Annotated in this window: 25 protein-coding genes; 8 read left to right on the top strand and 17 right to left on the bottom strand. The window is 70.1% G+C overall.

The features are described 5' to 3' along the window. Positions 1-68: 68 nt before the first annotated feature. The gene (locus HY049_10835) at positions 69-824 is read right to left on the bottom strand and encodes a 16S rRNA (uracil(1498)-N(3))-methyltransferase (GenBank protein MBI3449397.1); all 756 of its coding nucleotides are present in this window, start codon (positions 822-824) and stop codon (positions 69-71) included. Continuing rightward, entirely contained in the window at positions 817-1332 is a 516-nt protein-coding gene (locus HY049_10830; protein ID MBI3449396.1) for a 50S ribosomal protein L11 methyltransferase, read from the bottom strand. Before HY049_10830 ends, HY049_10835 begins: the two co-directional genes overlap by 8 nt. Here HY049_10830 and HY049_10825 point away from each other — a divergent pair. Beyond that, positions 1319-1714 (top strand): hypothetical protein, encoded by a 396-nt coding sequence (locus HY049_10825; protein MBI3449395.1) that lies wholly within the window; start codon positions 1319-1321, stop codon positions 1712-1714. The two genes, HY049_10830 and HY049_10825, sit on opposite strands and share 14 nt — an antisense overlap. On the opposite strand, the gene dnaJ is transcribed toward HY049_10825, so the two are convergent. From dnaJ to recN, 12 genes are all read right to left on the bottom strand, one after another. After that, entirely contained in the window at positions 1695-2810 is a 1116-nt protein-coding gene (gene dnaJ / locus HY049_10820; protein MBI3449394.1) for a molecular chaperone DnaJ, read from the bottom strand. The two genes, HY049_10825 and dnaJ, sit on opposite strands and share 20 nt — an antisense overlap. A 3-nt stretch (positions 2811-2813) precedes the next feature. Beyond that, a complete protein-coding gene (gene dnaK / locus HY049_10815) occupies positions 2814-4682 on the bottom strand; it encodes a molecular chaperone DnaK (protein MBI3449393.1) in 1869 nt (622 codons plus the stop codon). Then, positions 4660-5337: a nucleotide exchange factor GrpE gene (locus tag HY049_10810; protein MBI3449392.1), complete on the bottom strand. Its 678-nt coding sequence runs from the start codon at positions 5335-5337 to the stop codon at positions 4660-4662. Before HY049_10810 ends, dnaK begins: the two co-directional genes overlap by 23 nt. A gap of 14 nt (positions 5338-5351) precedes the next feature. Beyond that, positions 5352-6413, bottom strand: a complete 1062-nt coding sequence (hrcA, locus tag HY049_10805) for a heat-inducible transcription repressor HrcA (GenBank protein ID MBI3449391.1) — start codon at positions 6411-6413, stop codon at positions 5352-5354. A gap of 99 nt (positions 6414-6512) precedes the next feature. Next, positions 6513-7638, bottom strand: a protein-coding gene (gene prfB / locus HY049_10800) for a peptide chain release factor 2 (protein MBI3449390.1) whose coding sequence is annotated in 2 segments (ribosomal slippage) — positions 6513-7568 and positions 7570-7638 — 1125 coding nt in all. Because the reading frame shifts where the segments join, the coding sequence is not laid out codon by codon here. Continuing rightward, positions 7602-9137, bottom strand: a complete 1536-nt coding sequence (gene lnt, locus HY049_10795) for an apolipoprotein N-acyltransferase (protein MBI3449389.1) — start codon at positions 9135-9137, stop codon at positions 7602-7604. The genes prfB and lnt overlap by 37 nt, the downstream gene beginning before the upstream one ends. A gap of 1 nt (position 9138) precedes the next feature. After that, positions 9139-9729: an SPOR domain-containing protein gene (locus HY049_10790; GenBank protein ID MBI3449388.1), complete on the bottom strand. Its 591-nt coding sequence runs from the start codon at positions 9727-9729 to the stop codon at positions 9139-9141. Positions 9730-9731: 2 nt separating this feature from the next. Beyond that, a complete protein-coding gene (locus HY049_10785) occupies positions 9732-10490 on the bottom strand; it encodes a slipin family protein (GenBank protein MBI3449387.1) in 759 nt (252 codons plus the stop codon). A 30-nt stretch (positions 10491-10520) separates the two neighbouring features. Then, positions 10521-11807 (bottom strand): nodulation protein NfeD, encoded by a 1287-nt coding sequence (locus HY049_10780; protein MBI3449386.1) that lies wholly within the window; start codon positions 11805-11807, stop codon positions 10521-10523. A 2-nt stretch (positions 11808-11809) separates the two neighbouring features. Then, positions 11810-12982, bottom strand: a complete 1173-nt coding sequence (locus tag HY049_10775) for a pyridoxal phosphate-dependent aminotransferase (protein ID MBI3449385.1) — start codon at positions 12980-12982, stop codon at positions 11810-11812. Next, positions 12979-13524: a pantetheine-phosphate adenylyltransferase gene (coaD, locus tag HY049_10770; protein ID MBI3449384.1), complete on the bottom strand. Its 546-nt coding sequence runs from the start codon at positions 13522-13524 to the stop codon at positions 12979-12981. The genes HY049_10775 and coaD overlap by 4 nt, the downstream gene beginning before the upstream one ends. Beyond that, positions 13521-15188 carry a DNA repair protein RecN gene (recN, locus tag HY049_10765; GenBank protein ID MBI3449383.1) on the bottom strand — a complete coding sequence of 556 codons (1668 nt, stop codon included), beginning with the start codon at positions 15186-15188 and terminating at the stop codon, positions 13521-13523. Before recN ends, coaD begins: the two co-directional genes overlap by 4 nt. A 229-nt stretch (positions 15189-15417) precedes the next feature. Here recN and HY049_10760 point away from each other — a divergent pair, with 229 nt between their 5' ends. From HY049_10760 to rpsT, 7 genes are all read left to right on the top strand, one after another. Then, positions 15418-16107: a MotA/TolQ/ExbB proton channel family protein gene (locus tag HY049_10760; GenBank protein ID MBI3449382.1), complete on the top strand. Its 690-nt coding sequence runs from the start codon at positions 15418-15420 to the stop codon at positions 16105-16107. Then, positions 16104-16556: a biopolymer transporter ExbD gene (locus HY049_10755; GenBank protein ID MBI3449381.1), complete on the top strand. Its 453-nt coding sequence runs from the start codon at positions 16104-16106 to the stop codon at positions 16554-16556. The genes HY049_10760 and HY049_10755 overlap by 4 nt, the downstream gene beginning before the upstream one ends. Further along, positions 16553-17389 carry a TonB family protein gene (locus HY049_10750; protein MBI3449380.1) on the top strand — a complete coding sequence of 279 codons (837 nt, stop codon included), beginning with the start codon at positions 16553-16555 and terminating at the stop codon, positions 17387-17389. The genes HY049_10755 and HY049_10750 overlap by 4 nt, the downstream gene beginning before the upstream one ends. A gap of 31 nt (positions 17390-17420) precedes the next feature. Next, the gene (gene tolB, locus HY049_10745) at positions 17421-18752 is read left to right on the top strand and encodes a Tol-Pal system beta propeller repeat protein TolB (protein ID MBI3449379.1); all 1332 of its coding nucleotides are present in this window, start codon (positions 17421-17423) and stop codon (positions 18750-18752) included. 151 nt (positions 18753-18903) lie between these two features. Next, positions 18904-19470, top strand: a complete 567-nt coding sequence (gene pal / locus HY049_10740) for a peptidoglycan-associated lipoprotein Pal (GenBank protein ID MBI3449378.1) — start codon at positions 18904-18906, stop codon at positions 19468-19470. Positions 19471-19473: 3 nt separating this feature from the next. After that, a complete protein-coding gene (ybgF, locus tag HY049_10735; protein MBI3449377.1) occupies positions 19474-20514 on the top strand; it encodes a tol-pal system protein YbgF in 1041 nt (346 codons plus the stop codon). A gap of 76 nt (positions 20515-20590) precedes the next feature. Further along, entirely contained in the window at positions 20591-20854 is a 264-nt protein-coding gene (rpsT, locus tag HY049_10730) for a 30S ribosomal protein S20 (GenBank protein MBI3449376.1), read from the top strand. Here rpsT and HY049_10725 read toward each other — a convergent pair. The 3 genes from HY049_10725 to HY049_10715 are packed head-to-tail and all read right to left on the bottom strand — an operon-like array spanning position 20851 to position 25828. Further along, positions 20851-22002, bottom strand: a complete 1152-nt coding sequence (locus HY049_10725; GenBank protein MBI3449375.1) for an SGNH/GDSL hydrolase family protein — start codon at positions 22000-22002, stop codon at positions 20851-20853. The genes rpsT and HY049_10725 overlap by 4 nt on opposite strands. After that, a complete protein-coding gene (locus HY049_10720; GenBank protein ID MBI3449374.1) occupies positions 21999-24275 on the bottom strand; it encodes a VacB/RNase II family 3'-5' exoribonuclease in 2277 nt (758 codons plus the stop codon). The genes HY049_10725 and HY049_10720 overlap by 4 nt, the downstream gene beginning before the upstream one ends. Then, entirely contained in the window at positions 24272-25828 is a 1557-nt protein-coding gene (locus HY049_10715) for a hypothetical protein (protein ID MBI3449373.1), read from the bottom strand. The genes HY049_10720 and HY049_10715 overlap by 4 nt, the downstream gene beginning before the upstream one ends. Between the last annotated feature and the right edge of the window lie 161 nt (positions 25829-25989).

The raw sequence follows: 25989 nt of genomic DNA, 5'->3' as shown, positions 1-25989 counted from the left end.
GACGGACGCTCGGCGACAAAGTATGAAAGTTAGTGGAGTGGATGGGCTGAGTCAACCAGAGCCGGGAGTCACGGGGCTCCGGGCCGCATCTCGCCGAGCGCGGCGAGGACCAGGGTCAGCGCGGCGACGGCGGCGGTGTCGGCCCTGAGGATCCGCGGCCCCAGCGTCGCACTCGCCCATCCTGCCGCGGTGGCCTCGGCTCCCTCCGCCTCGGACCAACCCCCCTCGGGGCCGATGAGGATCACCGTTTCGGGTGGGACGCCGGGGGACAGAATGTCCACCACCTCACGGGCCGCCGGGGCGGTAATAAAGATGATACGCGCCGCCCGGGAGGCGGCGTCCGGGGCGGCGACACGGGCGAAGGGGGCGGGGTCAGCGATCGCGGGGACGACGAGGCGGCCGGACTGCTTGGCGGCGGCGACGGCGATGCGGCGCCAGCGCGTGAGACGGGGCCACCCCCCCGAGGGGGGCCTCACCGTGCCGCGCTCCGCGATGACCGGGAGAATCGCCGCGACGCCGATCTCGACGGCCTTCTCGACGATGAGGTCCATGCGATCTCCGTGGGGGATCGCCTGCGCCAGGATCACCCTCGCGGCCGGCTCGACGGCGGGGTCCTCGGGGCGCTCGAGGGCGACGGCGGCCCCGGTGTCTCCGAGGGTGCGGATGCGCCCCACCGAGCCGCGGCCGCGGCCGTCGAAGACGGAGACCTCGTCGCCGACCCGAAGCCTCAGCACCCGCCGGAGGTGATGCAATTCGTCGCCGCGGATCAGCCCCTGCGTCTCGTTGAGGTCGGCGGGGTCCACGAGAAACCGGCGCTCACGCACGGCGCGCCCCGCAGACGAGGCAAGCCCAGCCGTCGCGCGCGGCCGCGCGCTCCACGGCGAGCCCGGCGGCCGCCGCGACGGCGGTGATCTCCCCGACCTCCTCGGGAAGAATCCCCGAGAGGACGAGCGCGCCGCCGGCGGCGAGGCGTGAGGCCAGGTCCGGGATCGCGCGCGCGAGAATCGTCCCGTTCAGGTTCGCGACGACGAGATCGAAGCGGCGGTCGTCGATCGAGGCGGTGTCGCCGATGACGAACCGGATCGCCCCCGCGGCGCCGTTGAGCCGGGCGTTCTTCACGGCGACCTCGATCGCCTCCGGGTCGTTGTCCACCCCCACGACGTCGGCGGCGCCGAGGAGCTTCGCGGCGATCGCGAGGATGCCGCTCCCCGTGCCGGCGTCGAGGACCGAGAGCCCCCGGGGACCGCACCGCTCGATCTCCTCCAGGCACATCCGCGTCGTCGGGTGCTCGCCGGTGCCGAAGGCGCGCGAGGGGCAGATGAAGAGTTTCATGCGGGGCGGCGCCTCGTCGAGATCCTCGACAGGCGTGACGACGAACCGCTCGCCGACCGGGAACGGCGCCAGCGACGCGACCCACCGCTCGACCCATCGACCGTCCGGAATGCCGGTGACGGAGAGGACTCGCGGCGGGGCCAGGCCCGCCGCGAGCGGCGCGAGGAGACGCTCGATCGAGCTCGCCTCGGGAGGCGCCGCGGGGCCGTCGAACCAGGCCCTGAGCCTCGCCGGGTCGGGAGATGGGGATCCGGGCGGGGCCGTGTCGACGGAGACGCCGCGGGCGCCGAGATCGAGGAGGAGCGCCGCGGCCTCGTCCTCGATCGCGGCCGGGATCGAGATCGCGACTTCGATCCAGGAGATCAGGAGAAGAAGTCCTTGACCTTCGCGAAGAGGGAGCGGTCCTCCTCGGTGAACTCCTCGTCCCCCGTCTCGCTGAGCTTCTGGAGTGCCTTCTTCCCCTCCTTGGACAGCTTGCGCGGCGTCATCACGACCGCGCGCACCTTGAGATCGCCGACCCCCGAGCCGTCCTTGATCCCGTGGCCGCGGAGCCGGAACTCGGTCCCCGCCTGCGTCCCCGCCGGGATCTTCAGATCGGCCGAGCCGCCGCCGAGGAGCGGCACCTTCACCTCGCCGCCGAGCGCGGCCTGCGAGAAGGTGATCGCGACGCGCGCGTGCAGGTGCCTCCCCTCGCGCTCGAAGCGGGAGTGCTCCCGGACGTGGATGATGACGTAGAGGTCCCCCGCCGGCGCGCCGAGATCCCCGGAGCCTCCCTCCCCGCGCACGCGCAGCCTGTTTCCCTCGTCGACCCCGGCCGGGATCTTGATCGTCAGCTTCGCGTCGCGGCGGACCTGGCCGGCGCCGCGGCACTCCTCGCAGGGCCTGCGGATGGAGCGCCCCGTCCCGCGGCAGGTGCCGCACGTCCTCGCGATCGTCAGGAAACCCTGCTGGAAGGCGAGCTGCCCGGTGCCGTTGCAGGAAGGGCAGGTCACGATGTCCGCGGGGGACTTCGCGCCGGCCCCCTTGCAGGCCTCGCATGCGAGCGTGCGGGTCAGCCGCACCTCGGCGTCTTTGCCGAAGGCGGCCTCCTCGAGCGAGAGCTCCATGTCGTAGCGGAGGTCATCGCCGCGCTGCGGGCCCCGGCGCCGGCCGCCGCGGCGAAAAGGATCGCCGAACCCGAAGAGGTCGCCCAGGATGTCGGCGAAATCGCCGAAGACCGCCTCGTCGAACTGAGGCGCTCCCCCCGATGCGCCCGCGACACCCTGGTGGCCGAAACGATCGTAGCGGGCCCGCTTGTCCGGGTCGGAGAGGATCGCGTAGGCCTCGGCGGCCTCCTTGAAGGCCTCCTCGGCCTTGTGGTCGCCGGGATTCCGATCCGGATGATGCTTCAGAGCGGCTCTGCGATAGGCGCTCTTGATCTCCTCGGCGCTCGCCTCGCGCGCGACGCCGAGGATCTCGTAGTAGTCTCGCGAGGGCATCCCTTACTCGATGATCTCTCCCGAACCGGGAGGGGCGTCGCCTCCGCCGCCGGACTTCGCCGCGGGGGAGGGACTGTAAAGGATGACGTCGGTGAGGATCTTCGAGGCCTCCTGGAGCTTCTCGAGGCACTTCGTGCTCTCGGCGACGCTCGAGCCCGACAGGGCCCGCCTCGCCTCCGCGAGCGCCTTCTGGACCTCCCGGCGCTTCTCCTCGGGAAGCATGTAACCGAACTCCGTGAACGTCTTGTCGTTGTTGTCGAGCAGCCCCTCGAGCCGCTGCTGGACTCGCATGAGCTCGGCGCGCACGCGATCCTCCTCGGCGTGGCGCTTCGCGTCCTCGATGATCTCGTTGACCTCGCGCTCCGAAAGGCCGCTCGACGGGGTGACGACGATGCGCTGCTCCCGCGACGTCGCCTGATCGCGCGCCGAGACGTGCACGATGCCGTTGCTGTCGATGTCGAACGTGACCTCGATCTGGGGGACTCCCTTCGGCGACGGGGGGATCCCGACCAGCTCGAACCGCCCGAGCGACTTGTTGTGCGCCGCGACCTCGCGCTCCCCCTGAAGGACATGGACCTCGACCTTCGTCTGGTTGTCGGTCACGGTCGTGAAGATCTTCGACTTGCGGGTGGGAATCGTGGCGTTGCGCTCGATGAGCGTCGTGAACATGCCTCCGCGCGTCTCGATGCCGAGCGAGAGGGGCGTGACGTCGAGGAGGACCATGTCCTTGACCTCGCCCCTCAAGATGCCTGCCTGGATCGCGGCGCCGACGCCGACGACCTCGTCGGGATTCTTGTCGCGGTTCGGCTCGCGCCCGAAGATCTCCCGCACCATGTCGACGACGCGCGGCGTGCGGGTCTGGCCGCCGACGAGGAGCACCTCGTCGACGTCGGCCGCCTTCATCTTCGCCATCTCGAGGGCGTCGAGGCACGGCTTGCGGGTGCGCTCGATCAGGTCCTCGACCATTTTCTCGAAGTCGGCGCGGCCGAGCTTCACGTTGAGGTGCTTCGGCCCGCTCTCGTCGGCGGAGAGGAACGGCAGGTTGATGTCCGCCGTCTCCTGCGCCGAGAGCTCGCACTTCGCCTTCTCCGCCGCCTCCTTCAGCCGCTGGAGGGCGAGCTTGTCGTGCCTCAGGTCGATGCCGTGCGTCTTGCGGAACTCGGCGAAGAGCCATTCGACGATGCGATGATCGAAGTCCTCGCCGCCCAGGAACGTGTCCCCCGAGGTGGCCTTCACCTCGAAGACGCCGTCGCCGATCTGGAGAATCGTCACATCGAAGGTGCCGCCGCCGAGGTCGTACACGACCAGGCGCTTCTCCTGCGTCTCGTCGTGACCGTACGCGAGGCAGGCGGCCGTCGGCTCGTTGATGATGCGCGAGACCTTGAGCCCCGCGATGCGGCCGGCGTCCTTGGTGGCCTGGCGCTGCGAGTCGTCGAAGTACGCCGGCACGGTGATGATCGCCTCGTCCACCTCGGCGCCGAGATAGTCCTCGGCGATCTCCTTCAGCCGCGAGAGGATGATGGCGGAGATCTCGGGGGGGGAGTAGTCGCGGTCCTTGATGCGGATCCGGATGTCTCCGTTCGGCGCCTCGGCGATCTGGTACGGAAGGAGGTTCATCGCGTGCTGGACCTCCGGCGAGTTGAACTTGCGGCCGATGAGCCGCTTGACGGCGTGGACGGTGTTGGTGGGGTTCGTGATCATCTGGCGCTTGGCGATGTGACCCACGAGGCGATCGCCCTTCTCGGTGAACCCGACGATCGACGGGATCGTGCGGCTCCCCTCCTTCGTCGGCACGACGTGGGGCTTGCCCCCCTCGATGAAGGCGACGCAGCAGTTCGTGGTGCCGAGGTCAATCCCTATGATCTGGCCCATCGGACCCTCCCTGCTCCGGACGTTCCGACGCCTGCGTTTCGCTCCCCGCGGGCTTCGGGGACGGGATGACGACCTTGACCAGCGCGGGCCGGAGGACGCGCCCCGCGTACGTGTACCCCTTCGCGATCTCCTCGATGACGGTGTTCGGCGCGAGCCCCTCGCGCGGTTCGGCGGCGACGGCGTCGTGGTAGGTGGGATCGAACGGCTCGCCGAGGGCGTCGATCGGCTCGAGCCCGAGCTTGCGGAGGCTCTCGCCGATCTGCCGGCGGATGAGCGTCACTCCCTCGCGGAACCCCAGGGCCTCCTCGGGCTGCGCGAGCGCCCGATCGAGGTTGTCGAGCGCGGGGATGATCTCCCGCAGCACCGCGCTTCCGGCGCGGGCGCGATCCTCGTCGCGCTCCCGTTCCATGCGGCGCTTGAAGTTCTCGAGATCGGCCCGCGCCCGGAGGTACAGGTCGTGGACGCGGTCTTTCTCGGCGAGCGCCTCCTGGAGGCGCGCCGACACCGCGTGCGACGACGCGTGCGGGGTTCCCGGGGAGGTGTCCCCGATGATCTCGATCGACGAGTCGTCGCTCCCCGGCTTCTGGGAGTCGTCCATCCCGCCGAGGATCTCGTCGAGGTTGATCTTCTCGGGCTTGCCGGTTCCGTCGGACATCTTCCCTCTCCCCGTCAGAGCGTGTAGGGCTTGAGGAGCGTGCCGAAGAATCGCGAGACGTAGTCGACGAGCGCGACCGCCTTCGCGTACTCCATGCGAGTCGGGCCGAGCACTCCGAGCGCGCCGAGCGGCTGCCCCTCGGGGCCGTAGGCCGACGTGATGAGCGTGCACTGGTTCAGCTCGGGCAGGTCGGTCTCCGATCCGATCAGGACCTTCACGCCGGGATGGCCCTCCTCGAGGCACCGGTTGAGGATGCGGAGGATCCGGTGCTTCTCCTCGAACGTGCGGAAGATGGCCTTCAGGCGCTCGGCGTCGGCGAAGTCGGGGCTGTCGAGCAGGTTCGAGGTCCCCTCCACGAAGACGTGTCTCTCGGTCGGCTCTTCGGGCATCTGGTCCACCGACGCCTGGGCGAGCGTGATCGCGTCCTTCAGCAGCCGGTCGTAGAGGGCCTTCTCCTCGGCCATCATGGCGACGATCCTCTCGCGCGTCTCGGGGAGAGTCATCCCCTGGAACGTCTCGGTGAGGAACCTGCCGGCGCGATCGAGCTGATCCTGCGCGTATTCGTCCTCGGTCTCGAAGACCTTGTTGTGGATGATTCCGGTCTCGGCGACGAGGATCGCGACGACGCGCCTCGAGGCGAGCTGCACGAACTCGAGGTGCCGGAGCCTGACGCGCGAGACGTTCGGCGTGATGACGACGCCGATCTGGTTCGTGAGCTGCGAGAGGACGCGCGAGACCTGCCCGAAGAGCGCGGCCGCGTCGGTCACCGGCTGCCCCAAGGAAGCGTGGATGAACTGCTCGTCGGCGCGCGCGATGGGGTGCCCCCGCATCAGGTTGTTCACGTAGACCCGGTACCCCAGCTCCGTCGGAATCCTTCCGGCCGAGGTGTGCGGCTGCTCGAGGAGCCCGAGCTGCTCGAGATCGGCCATGGTGTTCCGGATCGTGGCCGCGCTGAGGTGCTCGGAGCTCTTCTGCGCGAGCGTTCTCGATCCGACGGGCTCCCCCGAGCGGACGTACTGCTCGACGACGGCCCCCAGGATCTCCTGGCCCCTCTGGTCGAGCGCGATGTCACTCATGTTGTTGATTGTCATGAACTTATCGAGACAGAAAACGACGTGCCAATATAAAGTCGGCGATCCGGACCGTCAAGGCGACGACGCGGCGAACGGGCCGTCTCAATCGTCGGCGACGACCGTCTTGCCCAACGTCCCTGTGCCGGCGGCGAGCAGGTACGTGCGGATGAAATCGTCGATGTCGCCGTCCAGGACGTCCTGCGGCTGGGTGCTGATCTCGCCCGTCCTGAGGTCCTTCACCTGCTTGTACGGGTGCAGGACGTACGAGCGGATCTGGCTCCCGAAGCCGATCTCGCGCTTCGTCCCCTCCACCCTGGATCGCTTCTCGTCCTGCTTCTTCATCTCCATGTCGTAGAGGCGCGACCTCAGGACTCTCATGGCCATCTCGCGGTTCCGGTGCTGGGACCGCTCGTTCTGGCAGGCGACGACGAGGCCGCTGGGAAGATGCGTGATCCGGACCGCCGAGTCGGTCACGTTCACGTGCTGGCCGCCCGCGCCGCTGCTGCGGTACGTGTCGACCCGCAGGTCCTTGTCCTCGATCTTGATCTCGATGGTCTCGTCGAGATCCGGGGTCGCGTAGACGGCGGCGAACGACGTGTGCCGCCTTGCGTTCGCGTCGTAGGGGCTGATCCGCACCAGCCGGTGGACGCCGTTCTCCGCTCTCAGGTACCCATAGGCGTTCTCACCCGAGACGAGGAGGGTTGCGCTCTTGATCCCCGCCTCCTCTCCCTGCTGGATGTCCATCACCTCGACGCGGTAGCCGCGTCGCTCGCACCACCTGAGGTACATCCGGTAGAGCATGTCGGCCCAGTCCTGGGCCTCCGTGCCTCCGGCGCCGGCGTTGATGTTGAGGATGGCGTTCGAGTGATCGTACTCGCCGCGCAGCATCATCTGCAGCTCGACGGCGTCGGCCCGGCGCGAGAGGTCCTCGACGGCGGCCTCGAGATCGGCCTCGACGGGCTCCCCCTCCCTCCCCAGCTCGACGAGGACCTCCGAATCGTCGAGGTCGGCGAAGAGCTTCTTGCCGAGGGTGAGAGCTGCCTCGATCTTCGAGCGGCGCTGGTTGACGGCCTGCGCGGCGGCGGGATCCCCCCAGAAGCCGGGATCGCCCATGCGCGCAGTCAGCTGATCGAGGTCTTTCTGGCGCCCGGGGAGGTCAAAGATAGCTCCGGAGCCCTTCGAGGCGGTCCTTCACCGCGGTGTGGCGTCGAAGTAGCTCTTCATCCATGAACGACCTCCGGAGGGGAACGGCGCGAACGGCGCGAGAGCCGAGAGTATCACACAGATCCAGCTGACGGCATCCCCGACCCGGGCATACACCGAGAGCCCCGAGGCGAGGGGCACGTCCGTGACGAGGATCCCCGCCCCGCCGTACGCGAGCGATTGCAGCACCCGACCGCGATCATCGACCACGGCCGAGATGCCGGTGTTGGCCGCGCGGACCAGGTACCGCCGCTCCTCGACCGCCCGGATCACCGCGAGCCCCAGATGCTGGCGGGGCCCCGCCGAATCGCCGAGGAAGGCGTCATTCGTCAGGTTCACGAGCAGCTCGGCCCCCTGGAGCGAGACGGACCGGGCGAGCGACGGGAAGATCGCCTCGAAGCAGACGAGGGGGCCGAGCGTCGCCCCCGCTCCTTTCAGGACGCGCGGACGCGCCCCCGGGGTGAAGTCGCTCGCCTCGACGACGAGTTTCTCGACGAACCCCAGGAAGCGCCTGAGCGGCACGTACTCGCCGTACGGCACCAGGTGGACCTTGTCGTAGCGCTGCATCGGGTGGCCGCTCCCCGAGATGAGGAAGGCGCTGTTGTACGTCCTCTCGTCGGGAGCACCACGCCTCTCGTAGTGCACGCTCCCGACGAGGAGGTCGACGCCGAGGTCCTTCGCGAGGAGATCGAGCGCCCCGAGGTACGCGGGGGAGGAGACGAGGGGCGACGGAACCGCTGACTCCGGCCAGACGACGAGCTTCGCGCCGGCGGCGGCCGCGCGGCGCGTCGCGTCGAGATGGGCGGAGAAGATCGCCGGGGCGCGCGAGGGATCCCACTTCTCCTCCTCGGCGACGTTTCCCTGCACGAGGCCGACCCTGATCGATCGATCCGCCACGTGACCGGGGAGGGCGAGGCGCGCCGCGCCGTAGGCGGCCGCGAGCGCGATCAGCGCGAGGTGGACGAAGGCCACCCGCCGCGCGCGGAGCCACCACGCGGCGGCCGCGGCGCTCCCGGCCGCGACGACGAGCGAGACGGCGAAGACGCCCCCGAGATCCGCGACCTGGAGGAAGAGGGGGGCTCTCGCTTGCGTCGCCCCGAGGAGCGACCAGGGGAGCCCCGTGAAAAGGAAGCCGCGGATCCACTCGAGCCCGGCCCAGATCGCGGGCCCGACGAGGAGCGCGAGCGGCCGGCCGCGTCGGTCGGCGATCCGGTGGGACCAGAACCCGAGGAGGGAGAAAAAGAGGGCGACGTGGATCGCGAGGAGGAGGTAGACGCCGGCCGCCTCGGGTTGCGACAGCCTCCCCCACTTCACGAGGAGGTCGTACCACCACGCGAAGGTCGCCGCCTGAAAGGCGAGCCCGAAGAGAAACCCCTCCCGCGCGGCCGCGAGGGGCGTCCGGGCCGTGACGGCGAGAACGAAGAGGGGTGCGGCGAGGAACCAGCCGGCCCACGAGAGATCGAGCGGAGGAAAAGCCGCGGCGAGGAGCCCACCCGAGACGAGCGCGACCGCCGCCCGCCTCACGTCAGGGGATCCAGGTCCGAAGCCTTTCCTCGGACTGCAGGCGGCGCGCGATCCTCTCCGCCTCGGCCCGCCCGGCGTACGGGCCGACCTTGACCTTCCGCATTCCGGCCTCGGCGGGCGCGTCCCCCGCGGTGATGGAGACCGGGTATCCCTTCGCCGCGAGGCGAACCCTGAGCGCCTCGGCCGCGCGCGGGTCCTTCGTCGCCATCACCTGGATCAGGAGACCGGCATGGGTCGCCGGTGGGCCGGCCGCCGGCGCCTCCGCGGAGGCGGCCGCGGGATCCCGCTTCGATTCGACGCGCACGGGGAGCTGCTTCTCGGGGGGCGCAGCCGCCTCGATCTTCGGGGCCGCGTGATCCTCCTCGAGCGTCCGGAAATACGTCAGCTCGCGGTTCACGTCCTCGACCGGGACGGTCCCCGACTCCCCCGTTCTCGGCGACCCGATCTCGGTGGCGCGGGTCGCCTGCCTCTCGACCCACCGCCCGAGAAGGAACGACGAGATGCACAGGAGCGCCATCAGCACCACGATCGCGGCGAGGTGCCGCGTCTGGAGCTCGAACTCCCGGATCTGCGAGCGGCTCTCCTCGGCCATCTCTACGGAAGGGCCTTTCCGCCCGGCGCGATGAAGGCCTTCAGGAAGTCGACCGGGACGGGGAAGATGATCGTCGAGTTCTTTTCCGCGGCGATCTCGGTGAGGGTCTGCAGGTAGCGGAGCTGGATCGTCACGGGATTCTGTGAGATCACCGCCGCCGCCTCGCCGAGCTTCGCCGAAGCCTGCGCCTCGCCCTCGGCGTGGATGATCTTCGCCCGCTTCTCGCGCTCCGCCTCGGCCTGCTTCGCCATCGCGCGCTGCATGTCGGGCGGGAGATCGACGTGCTTCACCTCGACCATCGAGACCTTGATCCCCCAGGGGTCCGTGTGCCGGTCGAGGATCGACTGGAGGTCGGCGTTGAGCTTCTCGCGCTGGGACAGGAGGTCGTCGAGGTTCACCTGCCCGAGGACGGACCGCAGCGTCGTCTGCGAGATCTGCGACGTGGCGTAGTGGAAGTTCTCCACCTCGACGATGGCGCGGTTCGGATCCATGACGCGGAAGTAGACGACCGCGTTCACCTTCACCGAGACGTTGTCGCGGGTGATGATGTCCTGTGGCGGCACGTCGAGGACGATCGTGCGGAGGCTCACTCTCATGACGCGATCGATCGGCCAGAGGATCAGCGCGAGGCCGGGGCCCCGCGGCTTGGGAACGAGCCGGCCGAGCCGGAAGATGACGCCGCGCTCGTACTCGTTGAAGATCTTGATGCAGTTGAGAATCCAGAAGACGAACAGGATGACCGGGACGAGCAGCAGTTGCATCGACGACCTCCAGGAAAGAGTCGCGCGGCGTCAGGCCCGCTCGACCTCCACCACCATGTCCGTCAGACTCCGGACGCGCACCTTCGTTCCGGCCGGGATGGGCTCCGCCGCGCGCGCGCTCCAGTACTCACCGTGCACGAAGACGCGACCGCCGGCTCCCACCTCGGTGAGCGCGGTGCCGATCTCGCCGACCAGCCCGTCGGGGCCCGTCGTCACCTTCCACCGGCGCGAGGCGACCGCGCGGTAGGTCAGGAACGCCATGATCCCCGCGAGCGTGAGGGCGATCGGGAGAACCACCGCTCTCTGAACCCGCATCTCGGGTATCGGCCCGTCGAAGAGGATCAGGAATCCCAGCGTGACGGCGAAGACGCCGCCCGCGGTCAGCAGGCCGAAGGATGCCACTTTGATCTCCACGACGAACAGCCCGATGCCGGCGCCGATCAGGATCAGCCCGAGGAGGTTCAGCGGGAGGATCTGGGTCGCCAGCGCGAAGAGGAAGAGCGAGACGCCCCCGATGACGCCCGGCGCGATGACCCCGGGGTGGGTGAACTCGACGTAGAGCCCCAGCAGGCCGACGACGAGGAGGACGATCGCCACGTTGGGATCGGCGATGGCCCCGAGCAGCCGCTCGCGCCGCGTCATCTCGAACGGCTCGCGGGGGACCCCGGCCGTACGGGCGACGATCTCCACCCCGTCGAACCGGCGGATCGTCTTCCCGTCGAGCTCGGCCAGCAGGGCCTCGAGATCGTGGGCGACGTAGTCGATGAGGTGCTGGTCGAGCGCCTCGGTCTCGGTCACCGAGACGCTGTCGCGGACGATCTTCTCGGCGAGATCGGCGTTGCGCTTCCGGTTCTGCGCGATCGTGCGCGCCTGGGCCGCGAGGTCGTTCTCGACCTTCTGCAGCATGATGTCGTCCTTCGTGTTCTGCCCGAAGGGCGTCACCGGGTGGGCCGCGCCGATCTGCGTGCCGGGGGCCATGGCCGCGACGTCGGCGGCGAAGGCGATGTAGAAGCCCGCCGACGCCGCGCGTGCGCCGCTCGGCCCGACGAAGACGACGACGGGGGTCCGCGACGCGAGGATCGACTGGATGATGTCGCGCGTCGAGGAGACGTCCCCTCCGGGGGTGTCCATCGAGAAGACCAGGAGCGCGGCCCCTTCGGCGTCGGCGTGGGCGACGGCCCGCGCGACGTGACCGGCCACGACGACCTGGATCGGCCCGCGGATCTCGTCGAGGACGATCGCTCCCGAGGCGTGCGCCCGCGCGGCCGGCGCGAGGAGCGCGACGGCGACGAGCGCCACGACGGTCCGCGACGTCACGTTCAGCCCACGCTCCTCCGGATCCTCTCGACTCCCTCGCGGATCCGGTCGAGCGACAGCGCATACGAGAACCTGAGGTACCCCTCGGCGCCGAAGGCTCCGCCCGGGACGGTCGCGACCTTCGCCTCCTTCAGGAGAAAGGTCGCGACCGATCCATCGTCCTTCACGCCGAGCTTTCCGTAGAGGCCGGTCACCCGCGGGAAGGCGTAGAAGGCCCCCCCGGGCATGGGGCAGACGATCCCGCGCACCGCGTTGAGTCCGTCGACGATCGCCGTCCGGCGCGCCGTGTACTCCGTGAGCATGCGCGCGACCGAATCCTGAGGTCCCGCGATCCCCTCCGCGGCGGCCGCCATGGCGCACCCCGCGGTGTGCGTCGTGTCGTGGCTCTGGATGGCGGCCATCGCGGAGATCAGCTCCTTCGGCCCGAGCGCGTACCCGACGCGCCACCCCGTCATCGCGTACGACTTCGAGACGGAGCTGACGAGGAGCAGCCGATCCCGCACCCTCCTGTCCGAGAGGGCGGGGGTCGCGTGGCGGCGCCCGTCGTAGAGGAAGTGCTCGTAGCATTCGTCGAAGATCAGGTAGAGGTCGCGCCTCAGCGCGAGGGCGACGAAGCGATCGATCTCCTCCTGGGGGATCACGGCCCCCGTCGGGTTGCTGGGCGAGCAGAGGACGATCGCGCGCGTCCGGTCCGTGCAGAGCGCGTCGGCGGCCGCCGCCTTCGGGATGAATCCGTCCCGCTCGACGGTCGGTAGGATCACCGGGGCGCCGTCCGCCAGTCGCACCTGCTCCGGGAACGACACCCAGTACGGCGCGGGGATGATCACCTCGTCGCCGCGCGAGAGAATCGCCATCATCGCCTCGTACAGGACGCTCTTCGCCCCGCACCCGACGAGGATCTCGCTCTCCGCGTAGTCGCTCCCGTAGCGGGCGCGGTACGACGCCGCGATCGCGGCCCTCAGCGGTTTGTAGCCGAGCGTCGGCAGGTAGTGGCTCAGGTTCGCGTCGATTGCCTTGTGGGCCGCCTCCTTCACGTTCGCCGGCGTGTCGAAGTCGGGCTCTCCGGGACCGAAGTCGATGACGTCGATCCCCTTCTCCTTCAGGCGGTCCGCCTCGGCCTTCACCGCGATCGTCGCGGAGGGCTCCAGGTTTGAGAGCCTCGCTGCGAGGTTCAAGACTTCCCTCCCCGGCCCTTCGAGGCCGCCCTCTTCCTCGCCGCGCCGACGCGGCTCTCGATCATCCGCTCGACCGCCTCGGGGACGAGCCCCGTCACGCTCCCGCCCAGGGCGACGACCTCCTTGACGAGGCGGGACGAGACGTAGCTGTACGCCTCGCTCGGCATCATGAAGACCGTCTCCATCTCGGGGTTGAGGCGCCGGTTCATGAGCCCCATCTGGAACTCGTACTCGAAATCGGAAATCGCGCGCAGGCCCCGGACGATCACGCTCGCCCCGCGCGAGCGCGCGTAGTCGGCGAGGAGGCCGTCGAACGACTCGACGGTGACGTTCCCCAGCCGCGCCGTCGCCTCGACGATGAGCCCCCTGCGCTCGGGGACGGTCAGGAGGGGCGACTTCTCGTAATTCTCGAGGATGGCGACGATGACCCGCTCGAAGAGGCGGCTCCCCCTCTCGATGATGTCGAGGTGGCCGTTCGTGATCGGATCGAAAGTGCCGGGATAGACGGCGATGATCGGGGATTCCGCGCGGCGGCGGCTCATGGCGTCTTCCTTCCCTCGATGAGGGCCGCGGCGTGCCGGCGGGCCGTCGGCGCCTCGGGGGAGCCGATCATCCGGGCCAGCTCCTCCACGCGCTCATCGCTTCCGAGGGTCCTCGCGACCACCTTCGTCCGCCCGCGCTCGGTGACTTTCTCGATACGGATGTGGGTGTCGGCGAGCGCCGCCACCTGGGGGAGGTGCGTCACGCAGAGGATCTGCTGCCCGCGCGCGAGACCCTTCAGCCTCTGCGCCACGGCGTCGGCCGCGCCCCCTCCGAGGCCGGTGTCGACCTCGTCGAAGACGAGAGCCCGCGCGTCGGCCTTCGAGAGCGACACCGTCCGGAGCGCCAGCATCAGCCGGGAGAGCTCTCCCCCCGACGCGATCCGCGCGAGCGGCCGCAGCGCCTCCCCGGGGTTCGGCGCGATCAGGAACTCGATCGACTCGGCGCCTTCCTCCGAAGGGGCGCCGCGCGGCTCGAAGCCGACGGCGAAGCGGCACCCTTCCATGGCGACCGCCTTCAGCTCCCTGACCAGCGCCCTCTCGAGCGCCTTCGCCGATTCCCCACGCCCGCGCGTGAGGCGCGACGCGGCCGCCGAGTACGCCTTCGACGCGGCGTCGATCTCGCCGTCGAAGGACGCCAGGCGATCCGCCGCGCCCCCCAGCTCGGCGAGCTCGCGGCGCGCCGACGCGAGGCGCTCGAGGGCGTCCTCGACGGTCGGCCCGTACCGCCGCGCGATCTTCTCGATCGCCGCGAGGCGCGACGCCAGCCCCTCGAGGCGCCCGTCGCCGGCGTCCTCGGTCCCGAGGTACGGGTCCACCTCGCGCAGCGCCTCCCGGATCGCGGCCACCGCCTCGTCCACGAGCCGCCTCCCCTCCGCGGCCCGCTCGTCGATCGCCGAGAGGCGCGAGAGCCTCTCGCGCGCGGCGCCGAGACGGGCCAGCGCCGAGGCGTCGTCCTCGTTGAGGAGGGCCGCGGTCCCCTCCGCGAGCCGGCGGATCTCGACGGCGTTCCGGAGGAGCGCCTCCTCGCGGCGCAGCTCGGCATCCTCCCCCGGCTTCGGCGAGACGGCCGCGATCTCCGAGACGGTGAGCCTCAGCTCCTCCTCGCGCCGCAGCCGGTCGCGCTCCAGCCCTCGCAGGCGCTCGCGCTCGACGTGGAGCGCCGAGAGAGCGCGGCACGCGGCGCCGACCTCCTCGAGGAGGGGGGCGTGCTCTCCGAAGCGATCGAGGGCGTCGGCCTGGGCGTCGGCCCTCAGCAGGGACTGGTGCTGGTGCTGCCCGTGGAGGTCGGCCAGGAGATCGCCGATCTCCTTGAGCTGGGAGAGCGTGACGGGGCTCCCGTTGACGAAGGCGCGCGAGCGCCCCGCGGCGAAGACGTCGCGCTTGAGGACGAGCCCTTCCGGCCCGGCGTCGATCCCCATCGCCTCCAGCCGGTCGATCAGCCGCGCCCTCCCGCCGATCTCGAAGACCGCCTCGACGCTGAGCCGCTCCTCGCCCGCGCGTATCTGATCCGCGCTCCCCCGCTCGCCCAGGACGAGCCCGACGGCGTCGACGAGGATCGACTTGCCGGCCCCCGTCTCGCCGGTGAGGATGTTGAGCCCCGGCCCGAGGTCGACCGAGAGGGTGTCGATGATCGCGAGGTTTTCGATTCTGAGGAAGGAGAGCATGCGGCCTGGCGTGAGCCCCTCCGGGCAAGGGAGCCGGCATCATACCCTGCCCGTTCGGCGCCGATCAAACGCAACGGGAGCGCGGCGACGTCCGGCACGCCCGCGCAGATCCTCATATTGATCCACCCGATCCGCTGTGGTACGGTCCGCGCGCCTCGCCGGCCGGCGGCGCTGAACCACGGTCGGCCGAGACGCCACGAGCGCCCCGCGGAGAAGCGCCTCACCCACGATGCCGACCTCAGGATTCCAGGGCGACGTCCTCAGCCTCGTCCTCCACTCCGGGCCGATGGCCCAGTTCATCATCTTCGTACTGCTCGGCTTCTCGACCGTCTCGTGGGCGATCATGGTCGAGCGCTACAGGGTGATTCAGCGCTCCGAGCGGGAGTCCGCCGCGTTCGTCTCGAAATTCCGCGCCGGCTCGAGCCTCGGGGATCTCCGGGACATCGCGGAGAAGCTCCCCCACGCCCCGGCGGCCGCCATCTACCGCGCGGGGTTCCGGCAGATCAACGCCGTGGGCAACCCGAAGGTCCCGGCGGCCGCGGGGCCCACGCGCGATCCCATGTCGAGCATCGAGCGCGTCCTCGTGCGCGCGGCGACGGAGGAGCAGGCGCGGCTCGAGAGGTCGCTCCCGTTCCTCGCGACGACCGCCGCCGCGTGCCCCTTCATCGGCCTCTTCGGAACGGTGTGGGGGATCATGAGCGCCTTCCACGCGATCGGCGGGATGGGATCGGCAAGCCTCGCCGTCGTCGCCCCGGGTATCTCCGAGGCGCTCGTCACGACCGCGGCCGGCCTTGCGGCGGCGATCCCCGCGGTCATCGGCTACAACTATTTCCTGAACCGCATCCGCGCGATCGGGACGCGCATGGACAACTTCGTCGCCGATTTCCTGACGCGGGCGGAAGCGACCATCTATTCATGAACGTGAGCCGGGGAGGCGGGCGCAGGCTCTCGGGCGGTCTCGCCGAGATCAACGTCACGCCGCTCGTGGACGTGATCCTCGTGCTGTTGATCATCTTCATGGTCACCGCGCCGATGATGCAGCGCGGCATCGACGTCGCTCTCCCGCAGGCGAAGAGCGCCACCGGCGCGGAGACGGAGCGCCTCGTCGTGACGGTCGATCGCACCAATCGCGTCTGGCTCAACGAGACCCCCGTCGCGCTGCACCTGCTCCAGGAGAGGCTTCAGGGCGCGGCGAAATCGATGGCCGAGCCGTTCGTTTACCTGCGCGCCGATCGCGCGGTGCCGTACGGCGACGTGATGGCCGTGATGGACCGGATCAAGCAGGCGGGGATCGAGCGCGTCGGCCTCGTGACCGAGCCCCTCCCGCCGGGCGGGCCGGTCCCCAAACCCCGCCCGCGATCGAGATGACGGCGATGCGCGTGAAGGTGCACGTCGGCGCCGAGCCGGCGGCCGGGCTCCCCGCGATGGTGGGGTACTCGATCGCGGGGCACGTGGTGATCTTTCTGGTGATCGTGCTCGCACCCCACCTCGCGCCGGCCGGCCCGCCCCCTCCGCGGATCCTGTCCGGAGAGATCGTGAGCCTCCCGCCGCCCACGGGAACCCCCACCGGATCGCCCGAGGCCGCGGCGCGCCCGCAGCCGGATGCGCCGCCGAAGGAGGCGAGCGCCCCGGCGAAACCGAAAGAGATCCCCGCGCCGAAGCCGCCGAAGGTGAGCGCGCCGCCGCCAAAGAGGTCCCGCGAGATCATCCCGGTGGAGCCCGACAAACCGAAGCCACCGAAGAAAGAGGAGATCACCAAGCCGGCGAAGGGGAGCCAGGACGACGGCGAGGACCGGGGCGCCGCGAAGCCGTCAGCCGCCGCCCCCGCGACCGCCGGACCGATCGCCGAAGGGGTGGGGCTCGCGGCCCCCGCAGGGGACGCGTCGGGCGTCCCGTCCCTCAACTCGGAGGCGTTCCCCTACGACTGGTACCGGGCGACGATCGTGAACCTCATCCGATCGCGCTGGCGCCGCCCCGTCACCCCGGGATTGACGCAGCCGCTTCGCTGCTCCGTCGCGTTCGTGATCTCGAAAAGCGGCGCGCTCAGCGACATCGCCGTCGCCGCGACGAGCGGCTTCGCCACTCTCGACCTGTCCGCCCTGCGCGCCGTCACGGAGGCGAGCCCGCTCCCGCAACTACCGTACCAGTACACCTCGGAGAGCGTCCGGGGTGAGCTGGTCTTCGAGCTGACGCCGGACTGAAGAGCCCGTCCGCGTCGCGAGGTCACAGGATTTGAAGAGCGCCATCGCAACCCTCGCGTGCCTCGCCGCCCTCGCCGCGGCGACCCTCGCGCACGCCGCGCAGGCGACCCCGCCGCCGGCCGCCGCGGCGCAGGGGAAGGATCAGATCACCGGCGTCATCTCGGCGCCCGGGCTGACGCGCCTCGCGATCGCGATCCCCCCCTTCCGCCTCTCCCCTCTCGCCGCCGCCGCGGTGCGCGACGCGGCGGCCGAGGTCCACGACACCGTCGTCGCGGATCTCGAGTTCAGCGGGTACTTCGACGTCGTGCCGGCCGACCGCTACGCGGCCATCCCGCTCGACGCGCAGCCCATCCCCTTCGAGCGATGGGCGGCGACGAACGCCGTCGCGCTGATGACCGCCACGGTCACGCCGGACGCCGACCGCCTCTCGCTCGAAGGGCTCCTGTTCGACACGCGCGGCGGCCAGCTCATCCTCGGGAAGCGCTACCGGGGCGAGACGGGGGTCGCGCGCCTCATCGGCCACCGGCTGGCTAACGAGATCGTGCTGCACTTCACCGGCCGGCCGGGAATTTTTCTTTCGCGCATCGCCGTCGAAGGGCGCGTCGGGAAGGCGAAGGAGATCTTCGTCCTCGACTACGACGGGAAGGGGCTGAGGCAGGTCACGCGGAACGGATCGCTGAACGTGGCGCCGACGCTGTCGCCCGACGGGACGAAGATCGCCTTCGTCTCGTACAAGTCCGGCCGACCGCGGCTCTACATCCTGGCGCAGGACGGACCGATGACCGACGTGTCCCCCCCCGGCGTGGATCTCTGCTCCGCGCCGGACTGGTCCCCCGACGGGAAGCTCCTCGCCTTCTCCGCGTCGAAGGAGGCCGACTCCGACATCTACGTCCTGGACGTCGACGCGGGACGATCGCGCAAGATCACCTTCAGCCCGTCGATCGAGACGTCGCCGAGCTGGTCCCCCACGGGGCGCGAGATCGCCTTCACGTCGGATCGCACGGGCAAGCCCCAGGTCTACGTGATGGACGCCGAGGGGGCGAACGTGCGGCGCGTGACGCTCGAGGGGAACTACAACGATCAGCCCGCGTGGTCGCCGCAGGGAGATCGTCTCGCGTACGCGGGATGGGTGGACGACCACTTCGACATCTTCGTGCTCGACGTCGGCAGCGGCGCGGCGCAGCGCCTCACGTCGCTCGCCGGCTACAACGAGAACCCTCGGTGGTCGGCGGACGGCCGTCACATCGCCTTCGCGTCGAACAGGAACGGCCTCTACCAGGTCTACACGATGGACGCGAACGGGAACGGCGCGCTCAAGCTGCCGACGCCGTTCGAGGCGTGGGGCCCGGATTGGAGCAAATAGTCGCTGTGCTACACTCGCACCGGTTCTTTGCACGATCATCCCGGGCTCGCCAGGGGAACCTTCCGTCCCCGCCGCGCTCCCCGAGCGGACAGCGTGAATCGACCGCGGCTCCGCCGGGGAAACGAGCCCCCCATCCCGGAGGTGCAGTTTGATGAAACCCAGGTCGGTCGTCGTACTCATCGGGCTCCTGGCCCTCGTCCCTCTTTCCACCGCCATCGTCGGATGCAAGAAGAAGCCGCCGGCCGAGGCCGCCCAGGCGACCCCGCCGCCGCAAGCTGTCGAGGCGCCGAAGCCGATCGTCGAGCCCCCGCCTCCTCCCCCGCCGCCGCCGGCGCCGAAGCCCGTCGCGGCGAAGCCGATCTCCGCGGCGGATCTGAACTTCCAGAAGGTTCTGCGCACCGTCTACTTCGACCTCGACAAGTACGACCTCAGGGACGACGCGCGCGCGGCGCTCGCAGCGAGCGCCGAGTGGCTGAAGGCGAACGGAAAGTGGCGCCTCCTCATCGAGGGGAACTGCGACGAGCGCGCGACGAACGAGTACAACATGGCGCTCGGCGAGCGCCGCGCGAACGCGGCGAAGCAGTACCTCCTCAGCGCCGGCATCGACGCGGGCCGGATCCGGACCATCTCCTACGGTGAGGAGCGCCCCGCCGATCCCGGACACGACGAATCGGCCTGGTCGAAGAACCGCCGGGACGACTTCGTGATTGAGGAGTAATCCATGACACCCCGCCGCCCTCGCGCGACCACCGCGGCCGTGCCGCTCATCGCGACTCTCGCGCTGACGGCCGCGGGGTGCCTCACCGCCTCCCAGGAGTCGAGGGTCCAGACCGACCTCGACCAGCTCCGCCAGCAGATGTTCGCGATGCAGAAGGACACGGCGGCGATGACGGCGAAGCTCGCCGCCATCGAGGAGAAGCTCGGCAAGCAGGACACGAGTCAGCCGGCGCGATGGGCCGACATGCAGGCCCTGCTTCAGTCGCTCACCGACGAGATCCGGACTCTCGGCGCGCGGCTCGACGACAATGGGACGAGGATGGGGTCGCTCTCCAGGGACATCTCCGCGACCCGCGATCAGTATCGCGCCCTCGACGCGCGCATCGCCGCGGCGCTCGGCGAGAAGGGGGCGGCCGCTCCGCCGCCGTCGACGCTGGAGCCGCCGTCGGGATCGACCGCGGCGGCAGCCGTGCCCAGCGCCGCATCGCCCCGCCCGGGGCCGGCGACGCCATCCGGAGGGCCGACTCCGGGAGGCTCGCCGGCGAACGCCACCCCCCCCGGCGGATCGAGCGCTCCGGCCCCCGGCGCCTCGCCCAGGCCGGGGGGATCCGGTGTCGCCGCCGCGTCGCTGACGGGCGGCTCGACCGCCTCCGACGACGCGGCGCAGGAGGAGACGTTCCGTGGCGCGTACTCCGACTACACGCGCGGGAACTACGACCTCGCCCTCGCGGGCTTCCAGAACTTCCTGAGCAAGTACCCGACGAGCCCCTCCAGCGGCGGCGCGATGTACTACTCGGGGGAGTGCCTCTTCAGCCAGCAGAAGTACCAGGAGGCGGCCGATGCCTTCGGCAGGGCGGTCGCCGAGCACCCCAACCTCGAGAACGCCGCGGCGGCGTATCTCAAGCGCGGGCTGTCACTGCTCGCGCTGAAGCAGACCGCCCAGGGGGTCGTCCAGCTCCAGCACGTCATCGATGCCTACCCCAGGAGCGAGGAGGCCCGCATCGCCGCCGATCGCCTGAGACAGCTCGGCCTTCGCGACCGCTGATTGACACCACGCCCCTATCCCGCTAGGGTGTACGCCTGTCTCGACCACGTTCAAACGAGGAGGTTTCACCCGTTTCATGGCTACTCACAAGTCCGCTGACAAGGCCCACCGACAGAGCCTGAGGCGCCAGCTCACGAACCGCGCCAACCTCTCGAAGCTCCGCACCGAGATCAAGCGGATTCGCGAGACGGCCGGCACCGATCGCGCCGCAGCGCTCAAGATGCTCCCGGGAACGCTCTCGCTGATCGACAGGTCGATTCAGAAGCGCGTCCTCCACGGGAACGCCGCAGCCCGGTACAAGTCGCGCCTCACGCGCCTCGTCCAGGCCGCGAAGAACTAGCTCCCCTTCCCCTTCGCGTACGGCGCGACTCCCGCGAGGTAGTCGCGAACGCGCGTCGCGATCCGTCTCGCGCCTGATTCGTTGAAGTGGCAATCGTCGTAGAAGACGGTGAGGTCCTTCGGCGTCGACGCGGCGACATCCAGGCACTCCGCGCCGGACTTCCCGCACACCTCCATCAGCGCGCGGTTGTACGCCTCCATCCCCCCGGCGAGCGCCGCGGGGGTGTAGTAGCGCCCGCCCTCCTTCTCCTGGAAGTCGCCGACGCCGCCCATCCAGAGGGTGGCCGCTTCCGATTCGCTGAGCCCCGCGCGCCACAGGACCGGCTGCGTCACGAAGACGAGGCGCACGCCGAGTTTCTTCGCGGTGTCCGCAATCTCCGAGGCGTTCCGCGTGTACTCGACGAGCCCCGACGTCAGATCCGGAAGCCTCTCGATCACGGCCCCCGTCTTCCGGTACTCACGCCACTTCAGGAAGATCTTCCCGGCGCTGTCCACGACCATCCAGGGCTTCCGCCGCTGAGCGTCGGGGTCGAGTCCCAGGAGGCGCCCGAGCGCACCCTTCTGATAGAAGGCGAGGTTCGGATCGTCCGGGTGGACGAGGAAGGCGTGGCGCGTCTGGTACTTCACGTTCTCGTCGGTCGCGAGGAAGTCCGGGTTGTACGCCGCGTCCTGCGCGAGGCGCAGGCCGAGGTCGTTCACCCCCATCATCACGACAAGGGCGTCGATGGGAAGCTTCGGCACCAGGCTCCGCATCTCGAGCACATGATCGCGGCTGTTGTGCCCGCTCCGCCCGATGCTGCCGACCCACGTGCGGCGCCGATCGGCTGTCTCGCCGAGATCCTTCCCGACGAGCGCCGGCCACGCCGCGTCCTGATCGAGGTAGAAGCACTCGGTCGCGCTCCCCCCCGCGAAGAGAATTCGGTACTCCTTCTTCCTCGAGTCGCCGAACTCCGGGCCGCGGATGCCGATCGAATTCGTCTCGAAGTGCGACTCCCCCTCGATCCCGACCATCACGCCGGGGGCCGGCACGTTCCTCTGCTTCATGAACGGCTGCCAGACCATGCAGTCGAGCGCCGGCGCGTCGGCCGCCAGAGCGAGAGTGGAAACGGTGAGGGCCGCGGTCAGAGCAGCGCGGGCGCGACGCGTCATCGTCGCTTCCTCTCGCTTCCCGCCGGGGCCGCGGACACGAGCGACAGCCTCAACCTTCCGCGCAGAAGGTCCGCCTCCTCGAGCTTGACGCGCACCACCTCGGCGAGCTTCCATTTCTGGGTCTGGGCGACCGGCACGAACCCCTCGGCGGCTCCGGGGGGGAGATCCTTCCCCGAGAGCTGCACGAAGACGCCTGTCTTCACCGACCCCGAGATTCGCCCCTCGAAGATCTCCCCGACGCGCTCGCGCATCACGCGCGCCATGATCAGATCGTTCACGGCGCGCTCCGCCTCCTCCGCCCGCCTCTCGAGGCGCGACGACTCCGCCGCGATCTCGGAGAGGCGCGCCAGGCCGTAGAGGGGTCTCGCGCCGGCGATCCCCGACGCCCGCAGGATCGCGTGGACGATCAGATCCGGGTACCGGCGTATCGGCGACGTGAAGTGCGCGTAGTGCTTGAGCGCGAGGCCGAAGTGCTCCGCGCGGATCTCGGAATACCGGGCGAGCTTCATCGCCCGCAGCACGTGCCGCGCGATGATCCCCTCCTCCGGGCGATCCCGGAAGCGCGACAGGAGCGCCTGGAGCCGCGCCGCGAGCGACCGGCCGCCGCGCTTTCCGGCGCCGAGAGCCGCAATCGTCTCCTCCACCTCCTCGATGTCGGCGACGTCCGGCGCCTCGTGCACGCGGTACAGCGACGGCACCCCCTTGTCCGAGAGGCCCTTCGCCACCGCCTCGTTCGCCGCCAGCATGAACTCCTCGATCAGCCGGTTGGCCGCCGTCCGCTCCCGGAGCGCGATCGTCCCCGGCCCGCCGCCGATCCCCTTCCGGAACTCGACCTCGGGAAGGTCGAGATCGATCGCCCCGCGCGCCACCCGGTTCCGCGTGAGGCGCCGCGCCAGGGGCGCCGCCTGCGTGAACAGCGCCGCGATGGACCTCCCCGCCTCTCCCTTGAGGGAGAGCTTCGACGGATCTTCCATCTGGGAGGCCGCCTCGGCATACGTGAGGCGCGCCGCCGATCGGATCACCCCCGACGCGAAGCGCACCCGCCGCGCCTCGGCGTCCGCGGTGTAGTCGATCGCCACCGACTGCACGAGGCGATCCTCCCCTTCGACGAGCGAGCAGATCCCCGACGAGAGTGAGTGAGGCAGCATCGGGATGACGCGCCCCGGAAGGTAGACGCTCGTGCCGCGCCCCACCGCCTCGGCGTCGAGGGCGCTCCCCGGCCTCACGTAGTGGGACACGTCGGCGATATGGACCCAGAGCCGCAGCACGCCTCCGGCGAGAGTCTCGATCGAGAAGGCGTCGTCGAAGTCGCGCGCGTCCTCCGGGTCGATGGTGATCGTCGTGAGCGCGCGGAAGTCCTCCCGCCCCGCGATCTCCTCATCACCCGCCTTGCGCGCGGCCGCCTCCGCCTCGCGCTCGACCTCCTCGGGGAACTCTCCCGGAAGACCGAGATCCCGGATGACCATCTCCTCGACCGCGCGCGAGTCCATCGCATCGCCGAACGAGCTCACGACGCGCGCCCTCGGCCTCGCCCCCCCCACCGCCTCGGCGAGGACGAGATCCCCCGCCTCGAACTTCACCGCCTCCGGGCCGGCATCCTCCTCCGCGGGCATCTCGACGGCGCGCCGATCGTCGCGCGGCCTCACCACCAGCCGCCCGTCGCGCGATTCGACCACCCCCGAGTAGACCGTCGGCGCCCGCTCCAGGATGGCGACGACCGCGCCGCGCGCCTTCTCCTCCCGCCCGGAGGTCGTCCCGCGCGCCACGACGAGATCGCCGTGCCCCGCGCCGGACAGATCGCGCCCCGGGATGAAGAGATCTCCGTCCGCCCCCGGCGCCGCCACGAACCCGAATCCCCCGCGCACGCCGGGCCCCGCCGCGGTCCGCGACGACGCGGGGATCGACAGCCTTCCCACCGCGATCCGATCGCGCGACCGCCACGAGATCCGCCCTCGCCGATGGTGGATGACGAACTTCTCCCTCTCCAGCAGCGCGATCTGCTCGCGAAGAAGCTCCATCGCCTCCACCGGCACCTTCAGCATGTCGACGAGGCGGGGCACGGACAGATCCTTCTCGCGGTTGTCCGCGAGGAAGACGAGGAGCTTGGGCCATGGAACCGCGACCTCGCCCGGCCACACCGCCGCCCGCGCCGCGCGCGGCCCCTCGACCTCCCGCCCCTCCTCGAACCGCCGCCTCCGCCGCTGAGGCCGGCCCGCCTCGTGGTACGCGTTCCCGGCGTCGCGCTTCCGTTTCCGGATCTTGAACCGCTTCACTTCCGCTTCTCCCGCTCCGCGCCGTCCTCCGGAGGGCCGACCCGGACCAGGACCACACGATCCACGATCACCCCCGACTCCGCCCCACGGATCTCGATCGACTCCACCGGCGCCGCCACGCTCACGTCGAAGATCTGCCGGCGCGACTGCTCGAAGGCGATCCGCCGGAAATCGCCCCCCACGTTCACGCCCACGGCGTCCGCCCCGCTCCCCGCCGCCTCCCCGTCCACCACGACGCGGTACTTCCCCGGCCGGACCGTCGCCGGGATCGAGCAGATCGCTTTCGTGTCGTTGAGCTGCACCGCCGCGCGCCCCGATCGCCCCGGCGCGTCGAGGCGTCTGAAAGCCGCCGGCGCCCGCTCGGTCGCCGCGCTCCCCTGCCCGACGCACCCTTCCCCCTCGACGACGACGCGCGGTCGCCACACGTCGTCCGGGGTCATGAGAATCGCCCCGCCCTTCCCCGGCACGATCGCCGCCTGCGTCATCTCGAAGGCGTCGTCCATGTACGCCTCGCCGAGCGGCACCGTCACCGCACCGTCGTTCGGGTTCACGAGCACGGTGCCTCGCTGGAAGTCGCGGCGGTACACCTCGCTCCCCGCGACGGCGTAAGGGTTGTTGGTGGGCTGCCCCAGCTCGACGTCGTAGAAGGGGTACCAGGGCATGTCGTCGGGGCGGTAGGGGCGGCCGTACCAGAACGTGTTCTTCTCCGACACGAAGGCCATGAGGTAGCTGGCGAAGGCGAAAAGAGCCTCTTCGCTCCCGAGGCTCGCCGCGATGCAGATCACGTTGGTCCTCTTCCCGGCGAGGGCGGCGTTCCGCGCGAGATCGATTCGCGACTTCCACCCCCATTCGCCGCGGGCCTGAACTTTCCGGCTCATCCAGTCCTCGGCGTTCGCCCCTTCGACGGCCTGGAGGTATTGCGTCGCCCGCTCGGGCTCGCCGGCGCGCATGTGGTTGAAGATGATGTCGCGGTCGACGTACCCGGCGATGGTGGCGGCCTGGCGGATGGTGCGGAGCATCGCCTGCTCGCCGGCGTACCATTTCGTCTCGCTCATCTCGGCGGGGAGCGCCGACATGAACCGGCCGACCTGCAGCGGGCGGTACGAGTAGTCGGTCTCGACGTTGTCGAGCTGGAGGCCGTCGTAGCCTCGGGTCAGGAGCGCGACGGCCCTGTCGGCGAGGTACTCCTGGTAGGCGGGGTGGGCGACGTTCATCGCGTAGCGCGCGAGGTCGTCGCGGTAGTTCTTGATCCTCACGGTGACTCTCTTCCCGTCATTTCCGTGGAGGAACCAGTCCTCGCGTTCCTTCCAGAAGCTCGCGGGCTCGGGCTGCCTCGAGAGCATCAGGTCCATGGTGTTGAGATAGCCGAACACCTTCGCCCCGGGCTGGTCGCGCCGCGCACGCCTGAGGACCCCGTCCGGGTCGTCCTCGGGGGAGACGATCATCATGTCGACCGGGCCCCCCTCCCGGAGCCCGTAGCTCTGGAAGGTGCCGAGCGCCATGAGGGTGATGCGGGCGGTTCGTCGTGGGCTCTCCTGGGGGGCAGGGGCCACGGGAGCCTCCTGTTCCGGAGTGGCCGGCAACGTCAGGGCAAAGGTCAGGGCGGCCAGCGCAATCTGGTTCTTTGGCGTTGCTCGCATCGGGGGCGGATGATAGATTACGCGCCTCCCTGACGGCGAGTGAAGGCTCCCCGACGTGCCGAAGTGGTGAAATT

This window comes from Acidobacteriota bacterium, from assembly GCA_016195325.1.
In the GTDB taxonomy this organism is placed as follows: Bacteria; Acidobacteriota; Polarisedimenticolia; order JACPZX01; family JACPZX01; genus JACPZX01.
Note: the sequence above shows the minus strand (reverse complement) of the source record. Positions and strands in the feature narration are given on the sequence as shown.

Bases quoted from the DNA above. Each gene is read 5' to 3' on its own strand.
- dnaK (MBI3449393.1), bottom strand. From the start codon at position 4,682: ATGGGCCAGATCATAGGGATTGACCTCGGCACCACGAACTGCTGCGTC.
- HY049_10760 (MBI3449382.1), top strand. From the start codon at position 15,418: ATGCCGACCTCAGGATTCCAGGGCGACGTCCTCAGCCTCGTCCTCCAC.
- HY049_10790 (MBI3449388.1), bottom strand. From the start codon at position 9,729: ATGGCCGAGGAGAGCCGCTCGCAGATCCGGGAGTTCGAGCTCCAGACG.
- pal (MBI3449378.1), top strand. From the start codon at position 18,904: ATGAAACCCAGGTCGGTCGTCGTACTCATCGGGCTCCTGGCCCTCGTC.
- HY049_10755 (MBI3449381.1), top strand. From the start codon at position 16,104: ATGAACGTGAGCCGGGGAGGCGGGCGCAGGCTCTCGGGCGGTCTCGCC.
- HY049_10810 (MBI3449392.1), bottom strand. From the start codon at position 5,337: ATGTCCGACGGAACCGGCAAGCCCGAGAAGATCAACCTCGACGAGATC.
- HY049_10785 (MBI3449387.1), bottom strand. From the start codon at position 10,490: ATGCAACTGCTGCTCGTCCCGGTCATCCTGTTCGTCTTCTGGATTCTC.
- HY049_10830 (MBI3449396.1), bottom strand. From the start codon at position 1,332: ATGAAACTCTTCATCTGCCCCTCGCGCGCCTTCGGCACCGGCGAGCAC.
- rpsT (MBI3449376.1), top strand. From the start codon at position 20,591: ATGGCTACTCACAAGTCCGCTGACAAGGCCCACCGACAGAGCCTGAGG.
- HY049_10750 (MBI3449380.1), top strand. From the start codon at position 16,553: ATGACGGCGATGCGCGTGAAGGTGCACGTCGGCGCCGAGCCGGCGGCC.
- recN (MBI3449383.1), bottom strand. From the start codon at position 15,188: ATGCTCTCCTTCCTCAGAATCGAAAACCTCGCGATCATCGACACCCTC.
- coaD (MBI3449384.1), bottom strand. From the start codon at position 13,524: ATGAGCCGCCGCCGCGCGGAATCCCCGATCATCGCCGTCTATCCCGGC.
- hrcA (MBI3449391.1), bottom strand. From the start codon at position 6,413: ATGAGTGACATCGCGCTCGACCAGAGGGGCCAGGAGATCCTGGGGGCC.
- ybgF (MBI3449377.1), top strand. From the start codon at position 19,474: ATGACACCCCGCCGCCCTCGCGCGACCACCGCGGCCGTGCCGCTCATC.
- dnaJ (MBI3449394.1), bottom strand. From the start codon at position 2,810: ATGCCCTCGCGAGACTACTACGAGATCCTCGGCGTCGCGCGCGAGGCG.
- HY049_10825 (MBI3449395.1), top strand. From the start codon at position 1,319: ATGAAGAGTTTCATGCGGGGCGGCGCCTCGTCGAGATCCTCGACAGGC.
- HY049_10725 (MBI3449375.1), bottom strand. From the start codon at position 22,002: ATGACGCGTCGCGCCCGCGCTGCTCTGACCGCGGCCCTCACCGTTTCC.